At 62.1% G+C, this 21,330-nt stretch carries 18 protein-coding genes and 1 tRNA gene; 2 read left to right on the top strand and 17 right to left on the bottom strand.

Features of this window, described 5'->3' with window-relative positions; translation table 11 throughout:
- The 4 genes from AC04SH_RS33620 to rpsL all read right to left on the bottom strand — a co-directional run.
- Positions 1-385, bottom strand: a 385-nt coding sequence (locus tag AC04SH_RS33620; protein ID WP_488577958.1) for a GTP-binding protein, incomplete at its 3' end; no start/stop codon positions are given.
- Positions 386-450: 65 nt separating this feature from the next.
- Positions 451-2,541, bottom strand: coding sequence for an elongation factor G (fusA, locus tag AC04SH_RS33615; RefSeq protein ID WP_112566712.1), 2,091 nt, complete (start codon positions 2,539-2,541; stop codon positions 451-453).
- A gap of 29 nt (positions 2,542-2,570) precedes the next feature.
- Positions 2,571-3,041, bottom strand: a complete 471-nt coding sequence (gene rpsG / locus AC04SH_RS33610; RefSeq protein ID WP_008875664.1) for a 30S ribosomal protein S7 — start codon at positions 3,039-3,041, stop codon at positions 2,571-2,573.
- A gap of 64 nt (positions 3,042-3,105) precedes the next feature.
- The gene (rpsL, locus tag AC04SH_RS33605) at positions 3,106-3,477 is read right to left on the bottom strand and encodes a 30S ribosomal protein S12 (RefSeq protein ID WP_006333356.1); all 372 of its coding nucleotides are present in this window, start codon (positions 3,475-3,477) and stop codon (positions 3,106-3,108) included.
- Between the two features lie 475 nt (positions 3,478-3,952).
- On the opposite strand from rpsL, the gene AC04SH_RS33600 reads away from it, so the two are divergent.
- Positions 3,953-4,234 (top strand): transcriptional regulator, encoded by a 282-nt coding sequence (locus AC04SH_RS33600; protein ID WP_112566715.1) that lies wholly within the window; start codon positions 3,953-3,955, stop codon positions 4,232-4,234.
- Positions 4,235-4,349: 115 nt separating this feature from the next.
- Positions 4,350-5,285: a Gfo/Idh/MocA family protein gene (locus tag AC04SH_RS33595; RefSeq protein ID WP_477239365.1), complete on the top strand. Its 936-nt coding sequence runs from the start codon at positions 4,350-4,352 to the stop codon at positions 5,283-5,285.
- 30 nt (positions 5,286-5,315) lie between these two features.
- Here the strand turns inward: AC04SH_RS33595 and AC04SH_RS33590 are convergent, their stop codons facing one another.
- From AC04SH_RS33590 to AC04SH_RS33530, 13 genes are all read right to left on the bottom strand, one after another.
- On the bottom strand, positions 5,316-5,981 hold the full coding sequence (locus tag AC04SH_RS33590) for an O-methyltransferase (protein ID WP_488577957.1): 666 nt from the start codon (positions 5,979-5,981) through the stop codon (positions 5,316-5,318).
- Between the two features lie 76 nt (positions 5,982-6,057).
- Entirely contained in the window at positions 6,058-10,254 is a 4,197-nt protein-coding gene (rpoC, locus tag AC04SH_RS33585; protein WP_477239361.1) for a DNA-directed RNA polymerase subunit beta', read from the bottom strand.
- Positions 10,255-10,387: 133 nt separating this feature from the next.
- Positions 10,388-14,524: a DNA-directed RNA polymerase subunit beta gene (gene rpoB, locus AC04SH_RS33580; protein WP_112566723.1), complete on the bottom strand. Its 4,137-nt coding sequence runs from the start codon at positions 14,522-14,524 to the stop codon at positions 10,388-10,390.
- A 243-nt stretch (positions 14,525-14,767) separates the two neighbouring features.
- On the bottom strand, positions 14,768-15,145 hold the full coding sequence (gene rplL, locus AC04SH_RS33575; protein ID WP_091586446.1) for a 50S ribosomal protein L7/L12: 378 nt from the start codon (positions 15,143-15,145) through the stop codon (positions 14,768-14,770).
- A gap of 54 nt (positions 15,146-15,199) precedes the next feature.
- Positions 15,200-15,718 carry a 50S ribosomal protein L10 gene (gene rplJ, locus AC04SH_RS33570; protein WP_112566726.1) on the bottom strand — a complete coding sequence of 173 codons (519 nt, stop codon included), beginning with the start codon at positions 15,716-15,718 and terminating at the stop codon, positions 15,200-15,202.
- 393 nt (positions 15,719-16,111) lie between these two features.
- Complete coding sequence (rplA, locus tag AC04SH_RS33565; protein WP_488577956.1) at positions 16,112-16,810, bottom strand: 50S ribosomal protein L1; 699 nt, start codon at positions 16,808-16,810, stop codon at positions 16,112-16,114.
- Positions 16,811-16,814: 4 nt separating this feature from the next.
- The gene (rplK, locus tag AC04SH_RS33560) at positions 16,815-17,243 is read right to left on the bottom strand and encodes a 50S ribosomal protein L11 (RefSeq protein ID WP_112566731.1); all 429 of its coding nucleotides are present in this window, start codon (positions 17,241-17,243) and stop codon (positions 16,815-16,817) included.
- Positions 17,244-17,416: 173 nt separating this feature from the next.
- A complete protein-coding gene (gene nusG / locus AC04SH_RS33555) occupies positions 17,417-17,944 on the bottom strand; it encodes a transcription termination/antitermination protein NusG (RefSeq protein ID WP_006333333.1) in 528 nt (175 codons plus the stop codon).
- A 27-nt stretch (positions 17,945-17,971) separates the two neighbouring features.
- Positions 17,972-18,175 (bottom strand): preprotein translocase subunit SecE, encoded by a 204-nt coding sequence (secE, locus tag AC04SH_RS33550; RefSeq protein ID WP_023667439.1) that lies wholly within the window; start codon positions 18,173-18,175, stop codon positions 17,972-17,974.
- 367 nt (positions 18,176-18,542) lie between these two features.
- Positions 18,543-18,618: transfer RNA gene (locus AC04SH_RS33545), tRNA-Trp, on the bottom strand.
- 160 nt (positions 18,619-18,778) lie between these two features.
- On the bottom strand, positions 18,779-19,261 hold the full coding sequence (locus tag AC04SH_RS33540; RefSeq protein WP_488577955.1) for a group II truncated hemoglobin: 483 nt from the start codon (positions 19,259-19,261) through the stop codon (positions 18,779-18,781).
- A 99-nt stretch (positions 19,262-19,360) separates the two neighbouring features.
- A complete protein-coding gene (locus AC04SH_RS33535; protein WP_488577954.1) occupies positions 19,361-21,019 on the bottom strand; it encodes a COG3904 family protein in 1,659 nt (552 codons plus the stop codon).
- A gap of 158 nt (positions 21,020-21,177) precedes the next feature.
- Positions 21,178-21,330: EF-Tu C-terminal domain-related protein (locus AC04SH_RS33530; protein ID WP_477278374.1), on the bottom strand; the 153-nt coding region annotated here is incomplete at its 5' end.

Here is a 21,330-nt window from a genome sequence, read left to right as displayed (position 1 = left end):
ACACAACGATCGACGGCACGCCGACCTGACGGGCAAGCAGGATGTGCTCGCGGGTCTGCGGCATCGGGCCGTCGGCAGCCGAAACCACCAGGATCGCGCCGTCCATCTGCGCGGGACCGGTGATCATGTTCTTCACATAGTCGGCGTGGCCGGGGCAGTCGACGTGGGCATAGTGGCGGTTGGCCGTCTCGTATTCGACGTGCGCCGTCGAAATGGTGATGCCGCGGGCCTTCTCTTCGGGCGCCGCATCGATCTGGTCGTAGCGCTTGTATTCGCCAAAATACTTCGTGATCGCCGCCGTCAGCGACGTCTTGCCATGGTCGACGTGACCAATCGTGCCGATGTTCACATGAGGCTTAGTGCGCTCGAATTTACCTTTTGCCATGTGATTTCTCCAATCTGCTCGCCCATACGGGCCTTGAATTAAGTTACCGCTGCAACCCGTTCGGGTTACGCGTATTTCTTCTGGACTTCCTGGGCGACCGCGGTCGGCACAGGCTCGTAGTGATCGAACTGCATCGTGTAGGCCGCGCGGCCCTGGCTCATCGAGCGCAGGTTGTCGACGTACTTGAACATGTTGGCCAGCGGCACCATCGCGTTGATCACGACAGCCACGCCACGCGCTTCCTGGCCCTGGATCTGGCCACGACGGCCGTTCAGGTCGCCGATGACGCTGCCGACATAATCTTCCGGCGTCACGACTTCGACCTTCATGATCGGCTCGAGCAGCTGCACGCCAAGCTTGGGCGCAGCTTCACGGAAGCAGGCGCGGCCGGCGATTTCGAAGGCGAGCACCGAGGAGTCGACATCGTGGTAAGCGCCGTCGATGAGCGTCGCCTTGACGCCGATCATCGGGAAGCCGGCGAACGGGCCGGACGTCATGACGCTGTTGATGCCCTTTTCGACACCCGGGATGTATTCCTTCGGAACCGCACCGCCGACGATCTTCGATTCGAACTCGAACTCCGAGCTCTCCGGATTCGGCTCGAACAGCAGCTTGACGCGAGCGAACTGACCGGTACCGCCGGTCTGCTTCTTGTGCGTGTAGTCCTGCTCGTGCTTGCGGGTGATCGTCTCGCGATAAGCCACCTGCGGCGCGCCAACATTGGCCTCAACCTTGAACTCGCGACGCATGCGGTCGACGATGATGTCGAGGTGAAGCTCACCCATGCCCGAGATGATGGTCTGGCCGCTTTCCTCGTCGGTCTTGACGCGGAAGGACGGATCCTCGGCGGCCAGGCGGTGGAGGGCGAGGCCCATCTTTTCCTGGTCGTTCTTGGTCTTCGGTTCGATGGCGATCTGGATGACCGGATCGGGGAATTCCATGCGCTCGAGGATGACCGGGTGCAGCGGATCGCTGAGCGTATCGCCGGTGGTCGTGTCCTTCAGGCCAGCCAGGGCGACGATGTCGCCGGCAAAAGCCTCTTCGACGTCGGCGCGCGAATTCGCATGCATCTGCAGCATGCGGCCGATGCGCTCTTTCTTGCCCTTGACGGTGTTGTCGAGCGAGACGCCCTTGGTCAGCTTGCCCGAATAGATGCGGGCAAAGGTCAGCGAGCCGACGAACGGGTCGTTCATGATCTTGAAGGCCAGCATCGACAGCGGCTCGTTGTCGTCCGCATGACGCTCGATCTCGGCGTCGGTCTTGGCGTCGACACCCTTGATGGCAGGAACATCGGCCGGCGACGGCAGATATTCGACGACGGCGTCGAGCAGCGGCTGCACGCCCTTGTTCTTGAAAGCCGAGCCACAGAACATCGGGAAGAACTTGACCGCGATCGTACCCTTGCGGATCAGCGCGCGGATCTCGTCATTCGAAGGCATCTTGCCTTCGAGGTAATTTTCAAGCGCCGTCTCGTCCATTTCGACGGCGGCTTCGATCATCTTCTCGCGGAATTCCTCGGCTCGCGCCTTGAGGTCGGCCGGGATCTCGACGACGTCCCAGGCAGCGCCCAGCGTCTCGTCGCGCCAGACCAGCGCGTTCATCTCGACGAGGTCGACGACACCCTTGAACTCGGTCTCGGCGCCGATCGGCAGCTGCATGACGACGGCATGCGCACCGAGGCGCGAACCGATCATCTCGACCGAGCGGTAGAAGTCGGCACCGATCTTGTCCATCTTGTTGCAGAAGATCATGCGCGGAACGCGATACTTGTCGGCCTGGCGCCAGACAGTCTCGGTCTGCGGCTCGACACCGGCATTGGCGTCGAGCAGCGCAATGGCGCCGTCGAGCACGCGCAGCGAACGCTCGACTTCGATGGTGAAGTCGACGTGTCCGGGAGTGTCGATGATGTTGAAGCGGTACATCTTGCCGTCACGGCCCTTCCAGAAGGTCGTGGTGGCGGCCGACGTGATGGTGATGCCGCGTTCCTGCTCCTGCTCCATCCAGTCCATGGTGGCAGCGCCGTCGTGCACTTCGCCGATCTTGTGCGACTTGCCCGTGTAATAGAGGACGCGCTCGGTGGTCGTCGTCTTGCCGGCGTCAATATGCGCCATGATACCGAAATTGCGGTAGTCTTCGATTTTATATTCGCGGGCCATCGTGGATGCCTTCTCAGTCTCGTTCGCGCTTACCAGCGGTAGTGCGCGAAAGCGCGGTTGGCTTCTGCCATCTTGTGGGTGTCTTCACGCTTCTTCACGGCCGTGCCGCGGTTGTTGGCCGCGTCCATCAGCTCGCCGGAGAGGCGGTCGACCATCGTGGTCTCGTTGCGGTTGCGCGCGGCTGCAATCAGCCAGCGGATCGCCAGGGCCTGACGGCGCTCGGGGCGCACATCGACCGGAACCTGGTAGGTGGCGCCGCCGACGCGACGCGACCGGACTTCCACATGCGGCGCGACATTGTCGAGCGCCTGATGGAAGACGGTGACCGGCTCCTGCTTGGTCTTCGACTGAACCTGGTCGAGCGCGCCGTAGACGATGGTCTCGGCGACCGACTTCTTGCCGTCATACATGACGGCGTTCATGAACTTGGTAACGATCAGATCGCCGAACTTCGGATCCGGGTTGATCTCACGCTTTTCTGCACTGTGACGACGGGACATGGCTTTTGTCTCTCAATCTCTCATAGCCCGGCGCTGTCAAAAAAAGCGCCGAAGCCGGAAAACCTTACTTCGGACGCTTCGCACCGTATTTCGAACGGCGCTGCTTGCGGTTCTTCACGCCCTGCGTGTCGAGCACGCCGCGGATGATGTGGTAGCGCACGCCCGGAAGATCCTTGACGCGACCGCCGCGGATCATGACCACGGAGTGTTCCTGAAGGTTGTGACCTTCGCCGGGGATGTAGCCGATCACTTCAAAGCCGTTGGTCAGGCGGATCTTGGCCACCTTGCGCAGTGCCGAGTTCGGCTTCTTCGGCGTCGTTGTATAGACGCGCGTGCAGACGCCCCGCTTCTGCGGGTTCTGCTGCATGGCCGGGACCTTGTTGCGCTTCACCGGCGCAATGCGCGGCTTGCGGATCAGCTGGTTGACGGTAGGCATTAAACCCTCTTGTCTCTCAATTCCGTGTCTCGCCCGGTCAGGGCCGCTCAAAGCGTCAATTCCATACGCAAATTTCGGGCCATAAACCGCGCCTCGCGGTCCTGCCCGAACAAAATGCAGAGGAAGCGGAAACCGCCTCATGCGCGCCGGAAATGTCTTTTCGCTCGTAAAACGAACCCTGTTTGAGGCAAACTCCAAAGCGTGTCGCTTCGGAAGGGAGAGCCTCACATCGGTTCTGACTGGGCGGCTTCTACTCGCAAGACCGTGAACCGTCAACCCCGGCACGCCAAATATTGCGCGCTGACCAAGGCTTGGCAGCCATGCGAAAAACGCATGTAATTTTCTTTCTTAAGTTTGCAAGGGGAAGGAAGAAAGTGACCGGCTTGCGGCTGTCCTGCACCGCCGCTTCGTGGCAAAAGGCGCCATGGACAGCCCCAAACCCCTTGCCCGCCCGAATCTCAAGAGGAATCAGCCCGTGAACGACAATGAGGAGCGCCCGGTCACCATCATCACCGGCCGCGTCTGGAAAAAGAAGGGCGGCAAGCCGGAAGGCGTCCATGTGATGCTGGTTGCCCCCGACGACGATTCGGCCGTGCGCCGTGCCCTCGAATCGCTCGCCGCCGAAGGCTATGCCGAGGCCGAGCTCGACCAGATCGGCGACATGGAGGGCGAGCCCGACGATGAGCCGCATCTGTCGGCCTTCCAGGGCGCACTCGAAGGCGAAGTATCGATCGTGACGTTCGAGGTCCCGCTGTAAGCCTGAGAATCGGGTTCGGCTCGCACTTGTCACCTCGCCGGCTTGCCCGGCACCGGTTCTCTGCTAAGAACCAGGCAACTTAAGAACAGCCCAAATTCCAATCTGCGGAGTCCCCATGTCCTCCAACAATGGTCCCATCAAGCTCGGCATCGTCGGCGTGGGCAAGATCGTGCGCGATCAGCATCTGCCGGCGGTGGCCAAAGATGGGGATTACCGCCTGATCGCCGCCGCCAGCCGGCACGGCAAGGTCGATGATATCCCGAACTTCCCGACCATAGAGGCGATGCTCGACGCGGTGCCTGAACTCGAGGCCGTGTCGCTGTGCATGCCACCGCAGTATCGCTACGACGCTGCGCGCACGGCACTGATCGCGAAAAAGCATGTCTTCCTCGAAAAGCCGCCGGGCGCCACCGTCAGCGAGGTCGAGGATCTGAAGCGGCTGGCGCAAGCTAATGGGGTTACGCTGTTCGCCAGCTGGCATTCGCGCTACGCGCCGGCGGTGGAGGCCGCGCGGACATTTCTGAGCTCAGCCAAAATCAGCTCGGCGGCAATCGTCTGGAAGGAAGATGTCCGCCGCTGGCACCCGAACCAGGACTGGATCTGGGCTCCGGGCGGTTTCGGTGTCTTCGATCCCGGCATCAACGCGCTGTCGATCGTGACACACATCCTGCCGGCAATGTTCATCACCTCGGCGGTGCTCGACTTTCCCGAAAACCGCGCCTCTCCGGTTGCCGCCCATGTCAATTTCCGCACCTCCGATGGGTTGCCGGTGACGATGGAACTCGACTGGCTGCAGACCGGCCCGCAGAGCTGGGACATCCTGGCAGACACCGATAAAGGCAAGATGGTGCTGTCCGGCGGCGGCACCAGGCTGGCCGTCGACGGCAAGGTGGTTCACGACGAGCCGGAGGCCGAATATCCTGAACTCTACCGCCGCTTCGCCGAGACCGTGCGCGCCGGCATTTCCGATGTCGACCTGGCACCCCTCCAGCACGTCGCCGACGCCTTTATGCTCGGCAAGCGCAATGTGGTGGAAGCGTTCTTCGACTGAGCTGAGCGACAGACCCCGCTGCCGATAGCCTTACTCGACGATCGCAATGGCAAAGCCGTCATAGCCCTTGGCGCCGACGGTCTGGATGGCGGTGCCGTCCAGGCGCTTCTCACCGCCGATGAAGGAGAACGCTGCGCGCGCGCCTTCGACATAGGCGTCACGGCCATCGTCGTTGAGCACCGTACCGTCTCGGACGACGTTGTCGCAGATGATAACTGTGCCTGGCCGCGACAGCCGCATCGCCCATGACAGATAGTTGGGATTGTTCGGCTTGTCGGCGTCGATGAAGATCAGGTCGAACGGACCGGCATTTTCAGCAGCCAACGTCTCAAGCGACTGCAGCGCCGGACCGGTTCGCAGGTCGACCTTGTCCGACACCCCTGCCCGCTCGAAATTCGAGCGCGCGACCTTTGCGTGGTGTGGATCGAGTTCAAGCGTCACGACCTTGCCTTCGGCCGGCAGCCCCCTTGCCATCCAGATGGTCGAGTAGCCGCCAAGCGTGCCGATCTCCAGCACCTTCCTGGCACTGCTGATGCGCACCAGAAGCGACAGCAGCTTGCCCTGCGCGGCCGAGACGTCGATCGCCGGCAGGCCCTGTTTGCGATTGGTTGCGATCACCGCGTCAAGCACGGGATCCGCTTCGAACAGCGAGGAGACGATGTAGTCGTCGACAGCCGTCCAGGTCTTGTTGGTCATGGTTCTTCCTCTTTCGTAAGGCCAAAACGCGAAAAGGGGCCACTTGGCCCCTTTCCTTCTTCTCGTCCGACCGCGCTTACTGTGCGGCGTTGACCATGTCGGTCAGCATCGGATCGGCGACTTCGACACCGGAGGCCTTGCGGCGCTCGTCGATGATCAGCTCGTCGCGCGAGGTGGCGATGCGCCGGATCTGGCTCATCGTGCCGCCAGTACCGGCCGGGATCAGCCGGCCGACAATGACGTTTTCCTTCAGGCCCTGCAGCATGTCGGTCTTGCCGGCAACCGCAGCTTCCGTCAGCACCCTGGTCGTCTCCTGGAAGGAGGCGGCCGAGATGAAGGACGGCGTCTGCAGCGAGGCTTTGGTGATGCCGAGCAGCACCGGCTGACCTTCGGCCGGCTTCTTGCCGTCCTCGATCAGGCGCTCGTTGACCTCTTCCAGTTCGATCACGTCGACGTGGTCGCCCGGAATGTAGGTCGAGTCGCCCTGCGTGGTGATCTCGACCTTCTGCAGCATCTGGCGAACGATCACCTCGATGTGCTTGTCGTTGATCGACACGCCCTGCAGGCGGTAGACTTCCTGGATTTCGTTCACGAGGTAGGAAGCGAGAGCTTCCACGCCCTTGATCGCCAGGATGTCGTGCGGTGCCGGATTGCCGTCGAGGATGTAGTCGCCCTTCTCGATGACGTCGCCGTCCTGGAGATGGAACGGCTTGCCCTTCGGGATCAGGTATTCGACCGGCTCAAGCGTCGAGTCATGCGGCTCGATGATGATGCGGCGCTTGTTCTTGTAGTCGCGGCCGAAGCGGATCGTGCCATCGATCTCGGCGATGATGGCGTGATCCTTCGGACGACGTGCCTCGAACAGTTCGGCAACACGCGGCAGACCGCCGGTGATGTCCTTGGTCTTGGCGCTTTCCATCGGGATACGCGCCAGCACGTCGCCGGGGCGAACCTGCGAACCCGGCTCGACCGAGAGAATGGCCTCGACCGAGAGCAGGAAGCGGGCGTCGCCGCCCTTCGACAGCTTGCCGACCTTGCCCTTGCCATCCAGGATGGCAATTGCCGGCTTCAAGTCGTTGCCGCGCGGCGTCGAACGCCAGTCGATGACCTCACGCTTGGTGATGCCGGTCGACTCGTCGGCCGTTTCCTGAACGGAAATGCCGTCGACCAGATCCTCATACGCCACCTTGCCCTCGATTTCGGTGAGGACCGGGCGGGTATAGGGATCCCACTCGGCGATACGCTGGCCGCGCTTCACCTTGTCGCCATCGTCCACGAAGATACGCGAACCATAGGTGACACGGTGCGTGGCGCGTTCCTTGCCGGCCTCATCGAGGATCAGCACCGCCATGTTGCGGCCCATGACCATCTGCTGGCCGTCCGAGTTGCGCACCACGTTGCGGTTGCGGATCTCGACCTTGCCCTCATAAGAGGCCTCAAGGAACGAACTATCCACCACCTGCGCCGTACCGCCCATGTGGAAGGTACGCATGGTGAGCTGGGTGCCCGGCTCGCCGATCGACTGCGCCGCGATGACGCCGACGGCTTCGCCCTGGTTGACCGGGGTGCCGCGGGCCAGATCGCGTCCGTAGCAGACCGCGCAGACGCCGACCCTGACTTCGCAGGTCAGTGCCGAACGGATGCGGACCGACTGCACGCCGGCCTTTTCGATCTGCTCCACGTCACGCTCGTCCATCAGCGTTCCGGCCTTGACCAGAACCTCGCCGGTCACCGGATGGTTGATGTCGTCGAGCGCGGTACGGCCCAGCACGCGCTGGCCGACCGAAGCGACGACCTGACCGGCATCGACGATCGGCTGCATGGTGAGGCCCTTGTCGGTGCCGCAATCCACGGAGTTGACGATGCAGTCCTGCGCCACGTCGACCAGACGACGGGTGAGGTAACCCGAGTTCGCCGTCTTCAAGGCGGTGTCGGCCAGACCCTTGCGGGCGCCGTGGGTCGAGTTGAAGTACTCGAGCACGGTCAGGCCTTCCTTGAAGTTCGAGATGATCGGCGTCTCGATGATTTCACCCGACGGCTTGGCCATCAGGCCGCGCATGCCGGCGAGCTGGCGCATCTGGGTGGGCGAACCACGCGCACCCGAATGCGACATCATGTAGATCGAGTTCATCGGCTTCTGACGGCCATTGTCCTCGAACTCGACCGCCTTGATGCGGGCCATCATTTCGTCGGCGACCTTTTCCGAGCACTTGGCCCAGGCGTCGACGACCTTGTTGTACTTCTCGCCCTGCGTGATCAGACCGTCATTGTACTGCTGCTCGTATTCCTTGGCCAAAGCCTCGGTGTCGGAGACCAGCTTGATCTTGGCGTCCGGGATCAGCATGTCGTCCTTGCCGAACGAAATGCCGGCGCGGCAGGCATGGCCGAAGCCGAGAGCCATGATGCGGTCGCAGAAAATGACCGTCTCCTTCTGACCGCAATGGCGGTAGACGGTGTCGATCATCTTGGAGATGTTCTTCTTGGTCATCTCCTGGTTGGCGGTCTCGTAAGGCACGTTGACGTTCTTCGGCAGAAGTTCGCCGATGATCATGCGGCCAGGCGTGGTGTCGTAGATCTTCGACACGACCTTGCCTTCGGCGTCGACCGACCGGAAACGACCCTTGATCTTGGCGTGCAGGGTGACAGCCTTGGTCTCGAGCGCATGCTGGAGTTCGCCCATGTCGGCAAACACCATGCCTTCGCCCGGCTCGTTCTGGTTCACGATCGAGAGATAGTAGAGACCCAGGACCATGTCCTGCGACGGCACGATGATCGGCGCGCCGGAAGCCGGGTGCAGGATGTTGTTGGTCGACATCATCAGCACGCGGGCTTCAAGCTGAGCCTCGAGCGACAGCGGCACGTGAACAGCCATCTGATCGCCGTCGAAGTCGGCGTTGAAGGCCGTGCAGACCAGCGGATGCAGCTGGATCGCCTTGCCTTCGATCAGGATCGGCTCGAACGCCTGGATGCCCAGGCGGTGCAGCGTCGGCGCGCGGTTCAACAGAACCGGATGCTCGCGGATGACCTCGTCGAGGATATCCCAGACTTCCGGACGCTCTTTCTCGACCAGCTTCTTGGCCTGCTTGACGGTCGAGGAGAAACCCTTGGCGTCGAGGCGGGCGTAGATGAAGGGCTTGAACAGTTCGAGCGCCATCTTCTTGGGCAGGCCGCACTGGTGCAGCTTGAGCTCCGGACCGGTGACGATGACCGAACGGCCCGAATAGTCGACGCGCTTGCCGAGCAGGTTCTGGCGGAACCGGCCCTGCTTGCCCTTCAACATATCGGACAGCGACTTCAACGGACGCTTGTTGGCGCCGGTGATGACGCGGCCGCGACGGCCGTTGTCGAACAGTGCGTCGACAGCTTCCTGCAGCATGCGCTTTTCATTGCGCACGATGATGCCGGGCGCGCGCAGTTCGATCAGCCGCTTCAGGCGGTTGTTGCGGTTGATGACGCGGCGATAGAGATCGTTCAGGTCGGACGTAGCGAAACGGCCGCCGTCCAGCGGGACAAGCGGGCGCAGGTCCGGCGGGATCACCGGAACCACCTTCATGATCATCCATTCCGGACGGTTGCCGGATTCCATGAAGTTCTCGACGACCTTGAGCCGCTTCAGATACTTCTTCTGCTTCAGCTCGGACGTGGTCGAAGCCAGTTCCGAACGCAGGTCGCCGGCGATCTTCTCCAGGTCCATGCCGGCCAGGAGGTCATGAATGGCCTCGGCGCCGATCATGGCGGTGAACGAGTCCTCGCCATACTCGTCGACGGCGATCATGTACTCTTCCTCGCTGAGCAGCTGGTGCTCCTTCAGCGCGGTGAGGCCAGGCTCGGTGACGATGTAGTTCTCGAAGTAGAGGACGCGCTCGATGTCCTTGAGCGTCATGTCGAGCAGCGTGCCGATGCGCGACGGCAGCGACTTCAGGAACCAGATGTGAGCGACCGGTGCTGCCAGCTCGATATGGCCCATGCGCTCGCGGCGAACGCGCGACAGCGTGACTTCGACGCCGCACTTCTCGCAGATGACGCCCTTGTACTTCATGCGCTTGTACTTGCCGCACAGGCATTCATAGTCCTTGATCGGGCCAAAAATGCGCGCGCAGAACAGACCGTCACGCTCCGGCTTGAAGGTGCGGTAGTTAATGGTCTCCGGCTTCTTGATCTCGCCGAACGACCAGGACAGAATCTTCTCAGGGCTGGCGAGCGATATCCGGATGGAATCGAACACCTGCGCCGGCGCCTGCGGATTGAAGAGATTCATGACCTCTTGGTTCATGCCGTTCTCCTTTTCGGGGTCCTCGAAAACCCCTTGCATCTAACGCGGGCCAAATGCCCGCTGAGTGGTCGGCCCACCGGCCGTAGAATTTGGTGCATCCGGCCGCGGGCTCCCGCGACCGGATGTCTTGTTTTTACTCGGCCGCGTCGGGCAGCCGGACAGGGTTGTCGTCGAGCTTGGTGTTCTCCAGCTCGACATTGAGGCCGAGAGACCGCATTTCCTTGACGAGCACGTTGAAGCTCTCCGGAATGCCGGCTTCGAACGTGTCGTCGCCGCGCACGATCGCCTCGTAGACCTTGGTGCGGCCGGCGACGTCGTCCGACTTCACCGTCAGCATTTCCTGCAGCGTGTAGGCGGCGCCGTAGGCTTCCAGCGCCCAGACCTCCATTTCGCCGAAGCGCTGGCCGCCGAACTGCGCCTTGCCGCCCAGCGGCTGCTGGGTAACGAGCGAGTACGGACCGATCGAACGCGCGTGGATCTTGTCGTCCACCAGGTGGTGAAGCTTGAGCATATAGATATAGCCCATCGTCACCTTGCGATCGAACGGCTCGCCGGTGCGTCCGTCATAGAGCTGCGACTGACCGCTGGTGTGCAGGCCCGCCTGCTCCAGCATGATGTTGATGTCGACCTCATGCGCGCCGTCGAACACCGGTGTCGCGATGGATACGCCGCGGCGCATCTGCTCGCTGAGGCGAACGATGCTCTCGTCGTCATACTCGCGGACCGGCTCGTTGCGGTCGTTGGCAGGGATGAAGCTCTCGAGCGTCTTGCGCAGCGGCTTGATGTCTCCAGCCGTCTTGTACGCGTCGATCAGCTCGCCGATCTTCTTGCCCATGCCCGCGCATGCCCAGCCCAGATGCGTTTCCAGGATCTGGCCGACATTCATGCGGCTCGGCACACCCAGCGGGTTGAGCACGATATCGGCATGCGTGCCGTCCTCGAGGAAAGGCATGTCCTCGACCGGAACGATGCGCGACACGACACCCTTGTTGCCGTGACGGCCGGCCATCTTGTCGCCCGGCTGCATCTTGCGCTTCACGGCCACGAAGACCTTGACCATCTTCATGACGCCCGGAGGCATTTCGTCGCCGCGCTGCACCTTCTCGACCTTGTCCATGAAACGCTGCTCGAGCGCCTTCTTGGAGTCGTCGTACTGGCCACGCAGCGCTTCCAGTTCGCTCTGGAGCTTTTCATTCTCCACCGCAAACTGCCACCACTGCGAACGCGGATACTCGTCCAGCGTGTCCTTCGACAGCTTCGAGCCCTTCTTGAAGCCCTTCGGTCCGGCAATCGCTTCCTTGCCGACGAGGACGTCGGAAAGGCGCGAATAGACGTTGCGGTCGAGGATCGCCTGCTCGTCGTCGCGGTCCTTGGCGAGGCGTTCGATCTCCTCGCGTTCGATCGCCATGGCGCGCTCGTCCTTCTCGACGCCGTGACGGTTGAAGACGCGCACTTCGACAACGGTGCCGAAGGTGCCCGGAGGCATGCGCATCGACGTGTCGCGAACGTCCGACGCCTTTTCACCGAAGATGGCGCGCAGGAGCTTTTCTTCCGGCGTCATCGGGCTTTCGCCCTTCGGCGTGATCTTGCCGACCAGGATGTCGCCCGGCTGCACTTCCGCGCCGATATAGACGATGCCGGCTTCGTCGAGGTTCTTCAGCGCTTCTTCCGAAACGTTCGGAATGTCGCGCGTGATTTCCTCCGGTCCGAGCTTGGTGTCGCGGGCCATGACTTCGAACTCCTCGATGTGGATCGAGGTGAAGACGTCGTCGGCCACGATGCGCTCGGAGAGCAGGATCGAGTCCTCGTAGTTGTAGCCGTTCCACGGCATGAACGCGACCAGCACGTTGCGGCCGAGCGCCAGATCGCCAAGCTCGGTCGACGGACCGTCGGCGATGATGTCGCCCTTGTTGACGCGGTCGCCCATGCGCACCAGCGGACGCTGGTTGATGCAGGTGTTCTGGTTCGAACGCTGGAACTTCATCAGCCGGTAGATGTCGACGCCCGACTTGCCGGGATCGAGATCTTCCGTGGCGCGGATGACGATACGCGTCGCGTCCACCTGGTCGACGATGCCGCCGCGGCGGGCGCCGATGGCGGCGCCCGAGTCACGGGCAACGATCGGCTCCATGCCGGTGCCGACAAACGGCGCTTCGGCGCGCACCAGAGGCACGGCCTGACGCTGCATGTTGGAGCCCATCAGCGCGCGGTTGGCGTCGTCGTTCTCGAGGAACGGGATCAGGGCCGCGGCTACAGACACCATCTGCTTCGGCGACACGTCCATCAGATCGACGTTTTCGCGCGGCGCCATCATCACTTCGCCGGCGCTGCGGCAAATGACGAATTCGTCGACGAAACCACCGTTCTTGTCGAGTTCGGCATTGGCCTGCGCAACGTGGTGCTTGGACTCTTCCATAGCGGAGAGATAGACGACCTCATTGGTCAGCTTGCCGTTGACGATCTTGCGGTACGGGCTTTCGATGAAGCCGTACTTGTTGACGCGCGCGAAGGTCGCCAGCGAGTTGATCAGACCGATATTCGGGCCTTCCGGCGTCTCGATCGGGCAGATGCGGCCGTAATGCGTCGGGTGCACGTCGCGCACCTCGAAGCCGGCGCGCTCGCGGGTCAGACCGCCCGGTCCAAGCGCCGACAGGCGGCGCTTGTGGGTGATCTCCGACAGCGGGTTGGTCTGGTCCATGAACTGCGACAGCTGCGAGGAACCGAAGAACTCGCGCACGGCGGCAGCCGCGGGCTTGGCGTTGATCAGGTCCTGCGGCATCACCGTATCGATCTCGATCGAGGACATACGCTCCTTGATCGCGCGCTCCATGCGCAGCAGGCCGACGCGGTACTGGTTCTCCATCAGCTCGCCGACAGAACGCACGCGGCGGTTGCCGAGATTGTCGATGTCGTCGATCTCGCCCTTGCCGTCGCGCAGTTCGACCAGCGTCTTGACCACGGCCAGGATGTCGTCCTTGCGCAGCACGCGCACAGTGTCCTCGGCCTTGAGCTCAAGGCGCATGTTCATCTTGACGCGGCCGACGGCCGACAAATCGTAGCGCTCGCTGTCGAAGAACAGCGAGTTGAACATGGCTTCGGCGGTTTCCAGCGTCGGCGGCTCGCCCGGGCGCATGACACGGTAGATGTCGAACAGCGCGTCCTGGCGGCTCTCGTTCTTGTCGACGTTGAGCGTGTTGCGGATATAGGCGCCGACATTGACGTGGTCGATGTCGAGAACCTTGATCTCCTGTTCGCCGGTGCCGAGCAGCACCTTCAGCGTCTTCTCGTCGATCTCGTCGCCGGCTTCGAGGAAGATCTCGCCGGTGCCGTAGTTGACGATGTCCTCGGCCAGGTAATTGCCGAGCAGATCCTCGTCGGTCGCCTTGATCGCCTTCAGACCCTTTTCGCCAAGCGCCCTTGCCTGGCGGGCGGTGATCTTCTTGCCCTGCTCAACGACGATCTCGCCGGTGTCGGCATCGACCAGGTCGCCGACAGCCTTGAGGCCGCGGAAACGCTCCACGTTGAACGGAATGCGCCAGTGGTCGCCGGCGCGCTTGTAGGTGATCTTGTTGTAGAAGGTCGACAGGATCTCTTCGCCGTCCATGCCAAGCGCCATCAACAGCGACGTCACCGGAATCTTGCGGCGGCGGTCGATGCGGGCGTGCACGACGTCCTTGGAATCGAACTCTATGTCGAGCCACGAACCGCGATAGGGGATGACACGCGCGGCAAACAAAAGCTTGCCCGACGAGTGCGACTTACCCTTGTCATGGTCGAAGAAGACGCCCGGCGAACGGTGCATCTGCGAGACGATGACGCGCTCGGTGCCATTGACGATGAAGGTGCCGTTCAAGGTCATGAGCGGCATGTCGCCCATGTAGACGTCCTGCTCCTTGATGTCCTTGATCGACTTGGCGCCGGTATCCTCGTCAATATCGAACACGATGAGGCGCAGCGTCACCTTCAGCGGCGCGGCATAGGTCAGGTCGCGCTGACGGCATTCGTCAACGTCGAATTTCGGTCCTTCGAACTCGTACTTCACGAACTCCAGCATCGAGGAGCCGGAAAAATCGGAGATCGGGAAGACCGACTTGAAAACAGCCTGCAGCCCTTCGTCCGGACGGCCGCCCTTGGGCTCGTCCACCATCAGGAACTGGTCATAGGATGCCTTTTGAACCTCGATCAGGTTCGGCATCTCCGCAACTTCCGGGATCTTTCCGAAGAACTTGCGTACGCGTCTGCGGCCATTGAAAGTCTGGGTCTGGGCCATCGTCGCTCCTTAGCTCTAAACTCGGGACGAGCCTCGCCGCGGCTCGCCTTGCATACTGAGCCGCCTGGGCAGCGGCCCTCTGTCTGTTTCTCCGGCAGGCTGCCGGCTAAAACGGGAGAAAACCCGTTTCCTGAAGGCCGGTTTCGGCCCTCAGGAAAGAGGTTCCCGTACATCTCGCGCTACGCGTTCTCCCTTGACACGAAGGGAGTGGCGGACGGCGCGAGGCCGCCCGCCGCTTTACGCTTACTTCAGGTCGACCTTGGCGCCGGCTGCTTCCAGCTGGGCCTTGAACTTCTCAGCGTCAGCCTTGGAAACGCCTTCCTTGACCGGCTTCGGAGCTGCTTCGACCAGATCCTTGGCTTCCTTGAGGCCCAGGCCGGTGATGGCGCGGACTTCCTTGATGACGTTGATCTTCTGAGCGCCTGCCTCGGTGAGGACGACGTCGAATTCCGTCTTTTCCTCGGCCGGGGCAGCAGCAGCGGCACCGCCGCCAGCAGCGGCAACCGCCACCGGAGCAGCAGCCGAAACGCCCCACTTTTCTTCAAGAAGCTTCGACAGCTCGGCCGCCTCGAGGACGGTCAGCTTCGAAAGGTCGTCTACGATCTTTGCCAGATCAGCCATTGTTGTATTCCTTCATCAGGTTCGAACGTGTGTTTGTGATAGCGAGGAACGGCCTCATGCCGCCTCGTCCTTCCGGGCGTAAGCGCCGATGACGCGCGCGACCGAAGCCGCTGGCGCATTGACGATCTGGGCGATCCGGGTTGCCGGCGTGGCGATCATGCCAACCAGCTTGGCGCGCAGCTCATCGAGCGACGGAAGTGTGGCGAGTGCCTTCACACCGTCGGCGTTGAGCGAGGTGGTGCCCATTGCGCCGCCGAGAATGACCAACTTGTCATTTCCCTTGGCGAAATCGGACGCGACCTTCGGCGCCGCAATCGGATCCTCCGAATAAGCGATCAGCGTCTGTCCCTTGAACAGGTCGATGATCGATGCGGAGTCCGTGCCCTGAAGAGCGATTTTGGCGAGACGGTTCTTCGCGACTTTGACGGTGCCACCGGCAGCGCGCATTTTCGACCGAAGGTCGTTCATTTGCGCGACGGTGATACCGGCGTAGTGGGCCACGACGACTGAACCAGCGCCTGCAAAAGCGCCATTCAGGCCCGTGACGAGTTCGCGTTTTTCCGCTCTGTCCACTGCCTATCTCCAGTTGACCCCTGCCCCATCAATGGGAACATTCCCATTTAGAGGACAGGCGTCGGGTTGCCTTTTTGCCGGCCGGGCCATCCAGTAACGGATCTCCCGAACGACGCTCGAGGATCCTGCCCCCTTTCGCCACATCGACGGCAAGCCGGCGATGCGCAGACAAAAGGCAAACACGGTTCGAACCTTTCATTGGAGCTTGTCGCTCCGTTGTCAGGTTTTCACCCGTCTCATGCAGGCCCAATTCAATTAAGGCTTCTGGGCCGCCTGCAATCTCGGACAGGATGTCCGGAAACCTCTCGGCTTCCGGTACCGGGCCGCCGACAAGTCGGAGGCCCGGAATTCACTTGCGGATCAGCGCTTTAGCGGCCGATCCAAATGTTCGTATCAGGACGCTGCGAGCGTCGAGACGTCGAGCTTGAGGCCCGGGCCCATCGTCGAGGTGACCGACACCTTCTTGACGTAGTTGCCCTTGGCGCCAGCCGGCTTCGCCTTGGTCACGGCATCGGCGAAAGCGCGGATGTTTTCTTCCAGCGCCTTGACGTCGAACGAGACCTTGCCGACGCCGGCCTGCACGATACCGGCCTTCTCGACACGGAACTCGACAGCGCCGCCCTTCGATGCCTTGACGGCGGCTGCGACGTCGGTGGTGACGGTGCCGACCTTCGGGTTCGGCATCATGCCGCGCGGGCCGAGCACCTTGCCTAGACGGCCGACCAGCGGCATCATGTCCGGTGTGGCGATGCAGCGATCGAAGTCGATCTTGCCCTTCTGGACGATCTCGACCAGATCCTCGGCCCCGACGATGTCGGCGCCGGCGGCCTTGGCTTCCTCGGCCTTGTCGCCACGTGCGAACACGGCGACACGGACCGAGCGGCCGGTGCCGTTCGGCAGGTTGACCACGCCGCGAACCATCTGGTCGGCATGACGCGGGTCGACGCCGAGGTTCATCGCGACTTCGATGGTCTCGTCGAACTTCACTGTCGAACGGTCCTTGAGCAGCTTCAGCGCTTCACCCAGGGCATAAGCCTTGTTGGGGTCGATGCCTTCGCGGGTCTTCGATACACGCTTTGCAAGTTTTGCCATGATCTCAGCCCACCACTTCCAGACCCATCGAACGGGCGGAGCCCTCGACCATGCGCATGGCCGCTTCGACGTCGTTTGCGTTCAGATCCTTCATCTTCTGCTCGGCGATGGCGCGCACCTTGTCGCGGCCGATCGTGCCAACCTTGACCTTGCCCGGCTCCTTGGAGCCCGACTTCAGGTTCGCAGCCTTCTTCAGGAAGTAGCTCACCGGCGGCGTCTTCATGACGAAGGTGAACGACTTGTCCTGGTAGTAGGTGATGACGACCGGAATCGGCGATCCCTTTTCCATTTCCTGGGTCTGCGCGTTGAACGCCTTGCAGAATTCCATGATGTTGATGCCGCGCTGACCAAGCGCCGGGCCGATCGGGGGCGACGGCGTAGCCGAGCCCGCGGCAACCTGGAGCTTGAGCTGGCCTGCAATTTTCTTAGCCATCTCTTTCCTGCCTTTGTCTCATGCCGATCCCACTATCGGGGAATGCCGGCGGTTGCAGTCTGGTGGTGCGGTTCGCGCGGCCGGCTAAAGCCACATTCGCCTCCCACCCGTTCATGGCCGCGCATTTTCGCGCCGCCTCCCCTTGCCGGCGAACCGGCATGGGGTTTTTCGGATCAGCCCTTTTCGACCTGTCCGAATTCCAGATCGACGGGCACGGCGCGCCCGAAGATCGAAACTTCCACCTTGAGCCGCGCCCGCTCCTCGTCCACTTCCTGAACGAAACCGTTGAACGACGCGAACGGACCGTCCGAAACGCGGATCGCCTCGCCGATCTCGAAGGTGACCGAGGGCTTGGGCCGCTCGACGCCTTCCTGGACCTGGTTCAGAATCCGCTGCGCCTCGGCTTCCGTGATCGGCACCGGCTTGGAGTCACCGAGGAAGCCGGTAACCTTCGGCGTATTCTTGACCAGCGAAAACACCGCGTCGGTCAGATTGGCCTTCAGCAGCACATAGCCCGGAAAGAACTTGCGCTCGGCATCGACCTTGCGGCCGCGGCGGATCTCGACGACCTTCTCGGTCGGCACCACGATCTGCTCGATATCGGCGGACAGGCCCTTCTGCTTGGCCTTGTTCTCAATGTCCTCGGCGACCTTTTTTTCAAAGTTCGAATAGGCGTGGACGATGTACCACCGCGCGGTCATTTCAAGACTTCTCCGTAATCGCCGGACTTAATGGCCGAGGCTCAATAACCGCTCGATCGCGTAGCCCATGGCCACGTCGGCGGTGAAGAAAAAGATCATCGCGATGACCGCAAACACGAGCACCATCACCGTCGAGATCATCGTCTCCCGGCGCGAGGGCCAAGTCACCTTGGCGGTCTCCGCGCGGACCTGCTGGAGAAAGACGAAAGGATTTGTGGTTTTCGAAGCCATATGCCGCTCTGTCTTCAAGACCCGTTGGCCGGGTCTCCTGGATGATCCCGCTGGCCGGGACGTGCCGCCTGGGTTTCAAGTCGGCGCCGAATCAGCGCAACCATTTCGCCCATGCAAATCGGACGCGTAAAGCCGGCTTCCCAGCTCCACGCGTCGCGTGTCTGTTGTGTCTACATAAAACCGATTCTTGATCCACGCAAGTGGCAAGTGTCCGCTTTATGACCAAACGCCGCCTCGGAACCATCCAGTCGTCCCGTCCCGGCTATGTGGGCCTTATGCCTCAGTTTCCCTAATATGGCAAGCCACCTGCCATTTTTCAATGCGGGGCACGGGACCGAGTTCGTTCGTGAATCGCCATTTGAGAAAATGGCACGGGCAGCAGGGCTCGAACCTACGACCTGCGGTTTTGGAGACCGCCGCTCTACCAACTGAGCTATGCCCGTACGATGCGCTTGTCGGCGCAGGCGCTTCCTAAAAGCTTCCGGGCGCGCTGTAAAGAGTGGTCTGACGCGCTTTCATATCCTTCGCCGGAAATCCGTCCAGGTAGTCGCCAGGTCTTCCCTGTCGATCGCGCTTTTTTCGTCTGAGGCCGCTTGCCGGCGCTCACCCCCCGGCCGGCGGCTTGTACGGCCCGCCCGGCACACCCCAGCCCCAGGCCGGCATCGGTTCGGTCTCCGGGTCGCAGGTCTCGCCAAGGGTGGAGTTCATCTTGGCCAGCCGCGATCCCCACTCGACATAACCCATGAAGGCGGAGCGGAATTCGGGATCGTCGGGCAGCCCGACCGCGTCGGCGGCATCGGCAAGCAGGCTGATCCAGCGGCGGCGCTGTTCTTCCGTCAAATGCTTGCCCAGATGATGCATGACCATCTCGCGATGGCCGCCATGCTCTTCGCTATAGGTTTTGGGTCCGCCGAAGACCTCGCCGATGAAAGCCGCGACATGAGCCGGATGGTCAGGTGACATGTGCTTGAACACCGGGCCGACAACCGGGTCGCGCACCACGCTGTCATAGAAAGTCTGGGTCAGCCGGTTGAGCGCCTCGATGCCGCCGGCCCATTCGTAGAGTGTCGGGATATCCTGGCTCATTTTCGATCCTCGCCAGCCCCGGCGCCGCAAGAGACGATAGCGGAAAAATCGCGCCTCACTCAACCTGCCTCGATGGCGAGTTCGTGAAGCCGCCACCCTCTACAATTTGGCGGGCGCTTCGGCCTGCGCGTTGGACGACGCTACCACGCGGCAATTCTCAGGTTTCGGCGCCGACTTGCAGATGCTGGAACCCGTCAGCGCATCCACCGACTGACGCCCGGTCGTAAGCCCAACCTTCAGCATCATGTCAGGTTCGAGCTGACGCTCGACCGAACTGCCCTGCAGCGCCGTGAACAGAGCCGGGCTTATGGCCATCTCGTCGAGATAGGCTTTGACCGTCTGTTTCTGCCCCATCAGATAGAGGCTGAGCCGCGCCTGCGGACCGACGAGCCGTCTGGCGCCGCCTGCCAGCATGAGCGCGCAGGCCGAATCGCAGTCGCCGTCCCCGTCGACGCTCAGTCCGGCATAGGCGCCGTCCTTGGCCAGGCAATTCCACTGCGCCGGGTCGCAGCCGACGAAATCGGTGCGGGCAACGGCAACGTCGAGTTTCTTTTCATGGATGATCCGCCCCGCCGCCAGGGCGCCGGAGAGATCACCGCCTCGCGAGCTGATCACCACGGGCAGCCGTCGGTTGCCAAGTGTGGCCAGCAATTGGCTGAGCTTCTGCGGTGTCTGAGGCGTAATCGCGCCTTGCGCCGCAATCCACTCCGGGCAGTCGGGGTTGCAGAGCGGGTTGCTGCCGCGAACCACGACAAAGCGCATGCCGTCATCGTGCTGCGCGGTTTCCGGCTTCACCGGCAGCGGCGCTGCCGTGGCCACGGCCGGCAGGCCGCCGGCTGGCTTGTTCGCCGGTATTTCGCGGCAATTCGGGGCCGGAAGGTCCAGCGTACACAGGCTTGCGCTGGTCAGCAAATCCACTGCGTTCACGCTGGTGACCAGCTTCATCGTCAGCATGTCGCTAAGGTCGATCTGTTGGATGTCGCTGGCCGGCGTGCTCTTCATCGTTTCGACCACGCTGAGGTCGACACCCATCTCCTTGAAATAGGTGGCCAGCTTGCGCTCGACCTTCTTGCTCATTTCGTAAGTCTTGTAGCTGCCGGCATTCTTGCGGCTGACGACCTTCTTGCTGATGACCCGCTTCTTGCCTTTCACGACGCGATAGCGGACTTCATACTGCACGTTCATTTGCACGACCGTGGTCGTGATCTGGTGGACGCCGAGATAGGCCAGCGGCCCGACCAGGCGCCTGGTGCCGCCGGCCAGCATCATCGGGCATGCGGACGCGCAGTAGCTGCCGAGCACATAGGGGTTGCCGATATAGTGCGAACCTCTGGCGTCGTTCTCCTTGCAGTTCTTCTCCCCCGGCTCGCAGCCGACAAACCAGGTCCGGCCGACCGCGATGTCGACCTTGTTCTTGCGGATCGTACGGCCCATGGCGATGGCCGCATCGACATCGCCGCCGGGCGAGTTGACGACGATCGGCAATTTGCGGCGGCCGAGCGTTTTCAGGGCAGCCTTGAGCAGTGCCGGCGACTTGGCCGTTATCGCTCCCTCGGCCGATATCCATTCCGGACAGGTCGGCTCGCAGCCCGGCGCATCGCTGCGCACGACGACGAACCGCATCGGCGCGTCCGGGTCCGGCTCCGGGTTCTTTGTCTGACCCGCCAAACCGGCACTGCCCATGGCAAGCAGCGACACCAGGCAGATCAGCCCCAGTGCCCGGCACGCCCAACCCTGAAAACGGTGCCGTGGAACCATCCGACCAAGCCCCTCAATAGCAACCTATACTAGTATAGGCCGGGAGACTTGCAACAGAGATTGAGACACCAAAACAGATACATCCGGCCATGAGCCAACGAAAAAGGGCGGTCCGAAGACCGCCCTTTCCCTGTCGATCCGGCCGATGCCGGGCTCGATTATTCTTTGATGGTGACGACGATGCCGGCACCGACGGTGCGGCCGCCTTCACGGATGGCGAAGCGCAGCTTCTCTTCCATGGCGATCGGCACGATCAGCTCGACATCGACCGTGATGTTGTCGCCGGGCATCACCATCTCGGTGCCTTCCGG

It is taken from the genome of Mesorhizobium sp. CNPSo 4688, from assembly GCF_057784295.1.
This window is presented reverse-complemented; position numbering and strand designations above follow the sequence as displayed.

Bases quoted from the DNA above. Each gene is read 5' to 3' on its own strand.
- AC04SH_RS33595 (WP_477239365.1), top strand. From the start codon at position 4,350: ATGTCCTCCAACAATGGTCCCATCAAGCTCGGCATCGTCGGCGTGGGC.
- rpoB (WP_112566723.1), bottom strand. From the start codon at position 14,524: ATGGCCCAGACCCAGACTTTCAATGGCCGCAGACGCGTACGCAAGTTC.
- rplK (WP_112566731.1), bottom strand. From the start codon at position 17,243: ATGGCTAAGAAAATTGCAGGCCAGCTCAAGCTCCAGGTTGCCGCGGGC.
- secE (WP_023667439.1), bottom strand. From the start codon at position 18,175: ATGGCTTCGAAAACCACAAATCCTTTCGTCTTTCTCCAGCAGGTCCGC.
- rpoC (WP_477239361.1), bottom strand. From the start codon at position 10,254: ATGAACCAAGAGGTCATGAATCTCTTCAATCCGCAGGCGCCGGCGCAG.
- AC04SH_RS33540 (WP_488577955.1), bottom strand. From the start codon at position 19,261: ATGAGCCAGGATATCCCGACACTCTACGAATGGGCCGGCGGCATCGAG.
- nusG (WP_006333333.1), bottom strand. From the start codon at position 17,944: ATGACCGCGCGGTGGTACATCGTCCACGCCTATTCGAACTTTGAAAAA.
- fusA (WP_112566712.1), bottom strand. From the start codon at position 2,541: ATGGCCCGCGAATATAAAATCGAAGACTACCGCAATTTCGGTATCATG.
- rplL (WP_091586446.1), bottom strand. From the start codon at position 15,145: ATGGCTGATCTGGCAAAGATCGTAGACGACCTTTCGAAGCTGACCGTC.
- rpsG (WP_008875664.1), bottom strand. From the start codon at position 3,041: ATGTCCCGTCGTCACAGTGCAGAAAAGCGTGAGATCAACCCGGATCCG.
- AC04SH_RS33535 (WP_488577954.1), bottom strand. From the start codon at position 21,019: ATGGTTCCACGGCACCGTTTTCAGGGTTGGGCGTGCCGGGCACTGGGG.
- AC04SH_RS33590 (WP_488577957.1), bottom strand. From the start codon at position 5,981: ATGACCAACAAGACCTGGACGGCTGTCGACGACTACATCGTCTCCTCG.
- rpsL (WP_006333356.1), bottom strand. From the start codon at position 3,477: ATGCCTACCGTCAACCAGCTGATCCGCAAGCCGCGCATTGCGCCGGTG.
- rplA (WP_488577956.1), bottom strand. From the start codon at position 16,810: ATGGCAAAACTTGCAAAGCGTGTATCGAAGACCCGCGAAGGCATCGAC.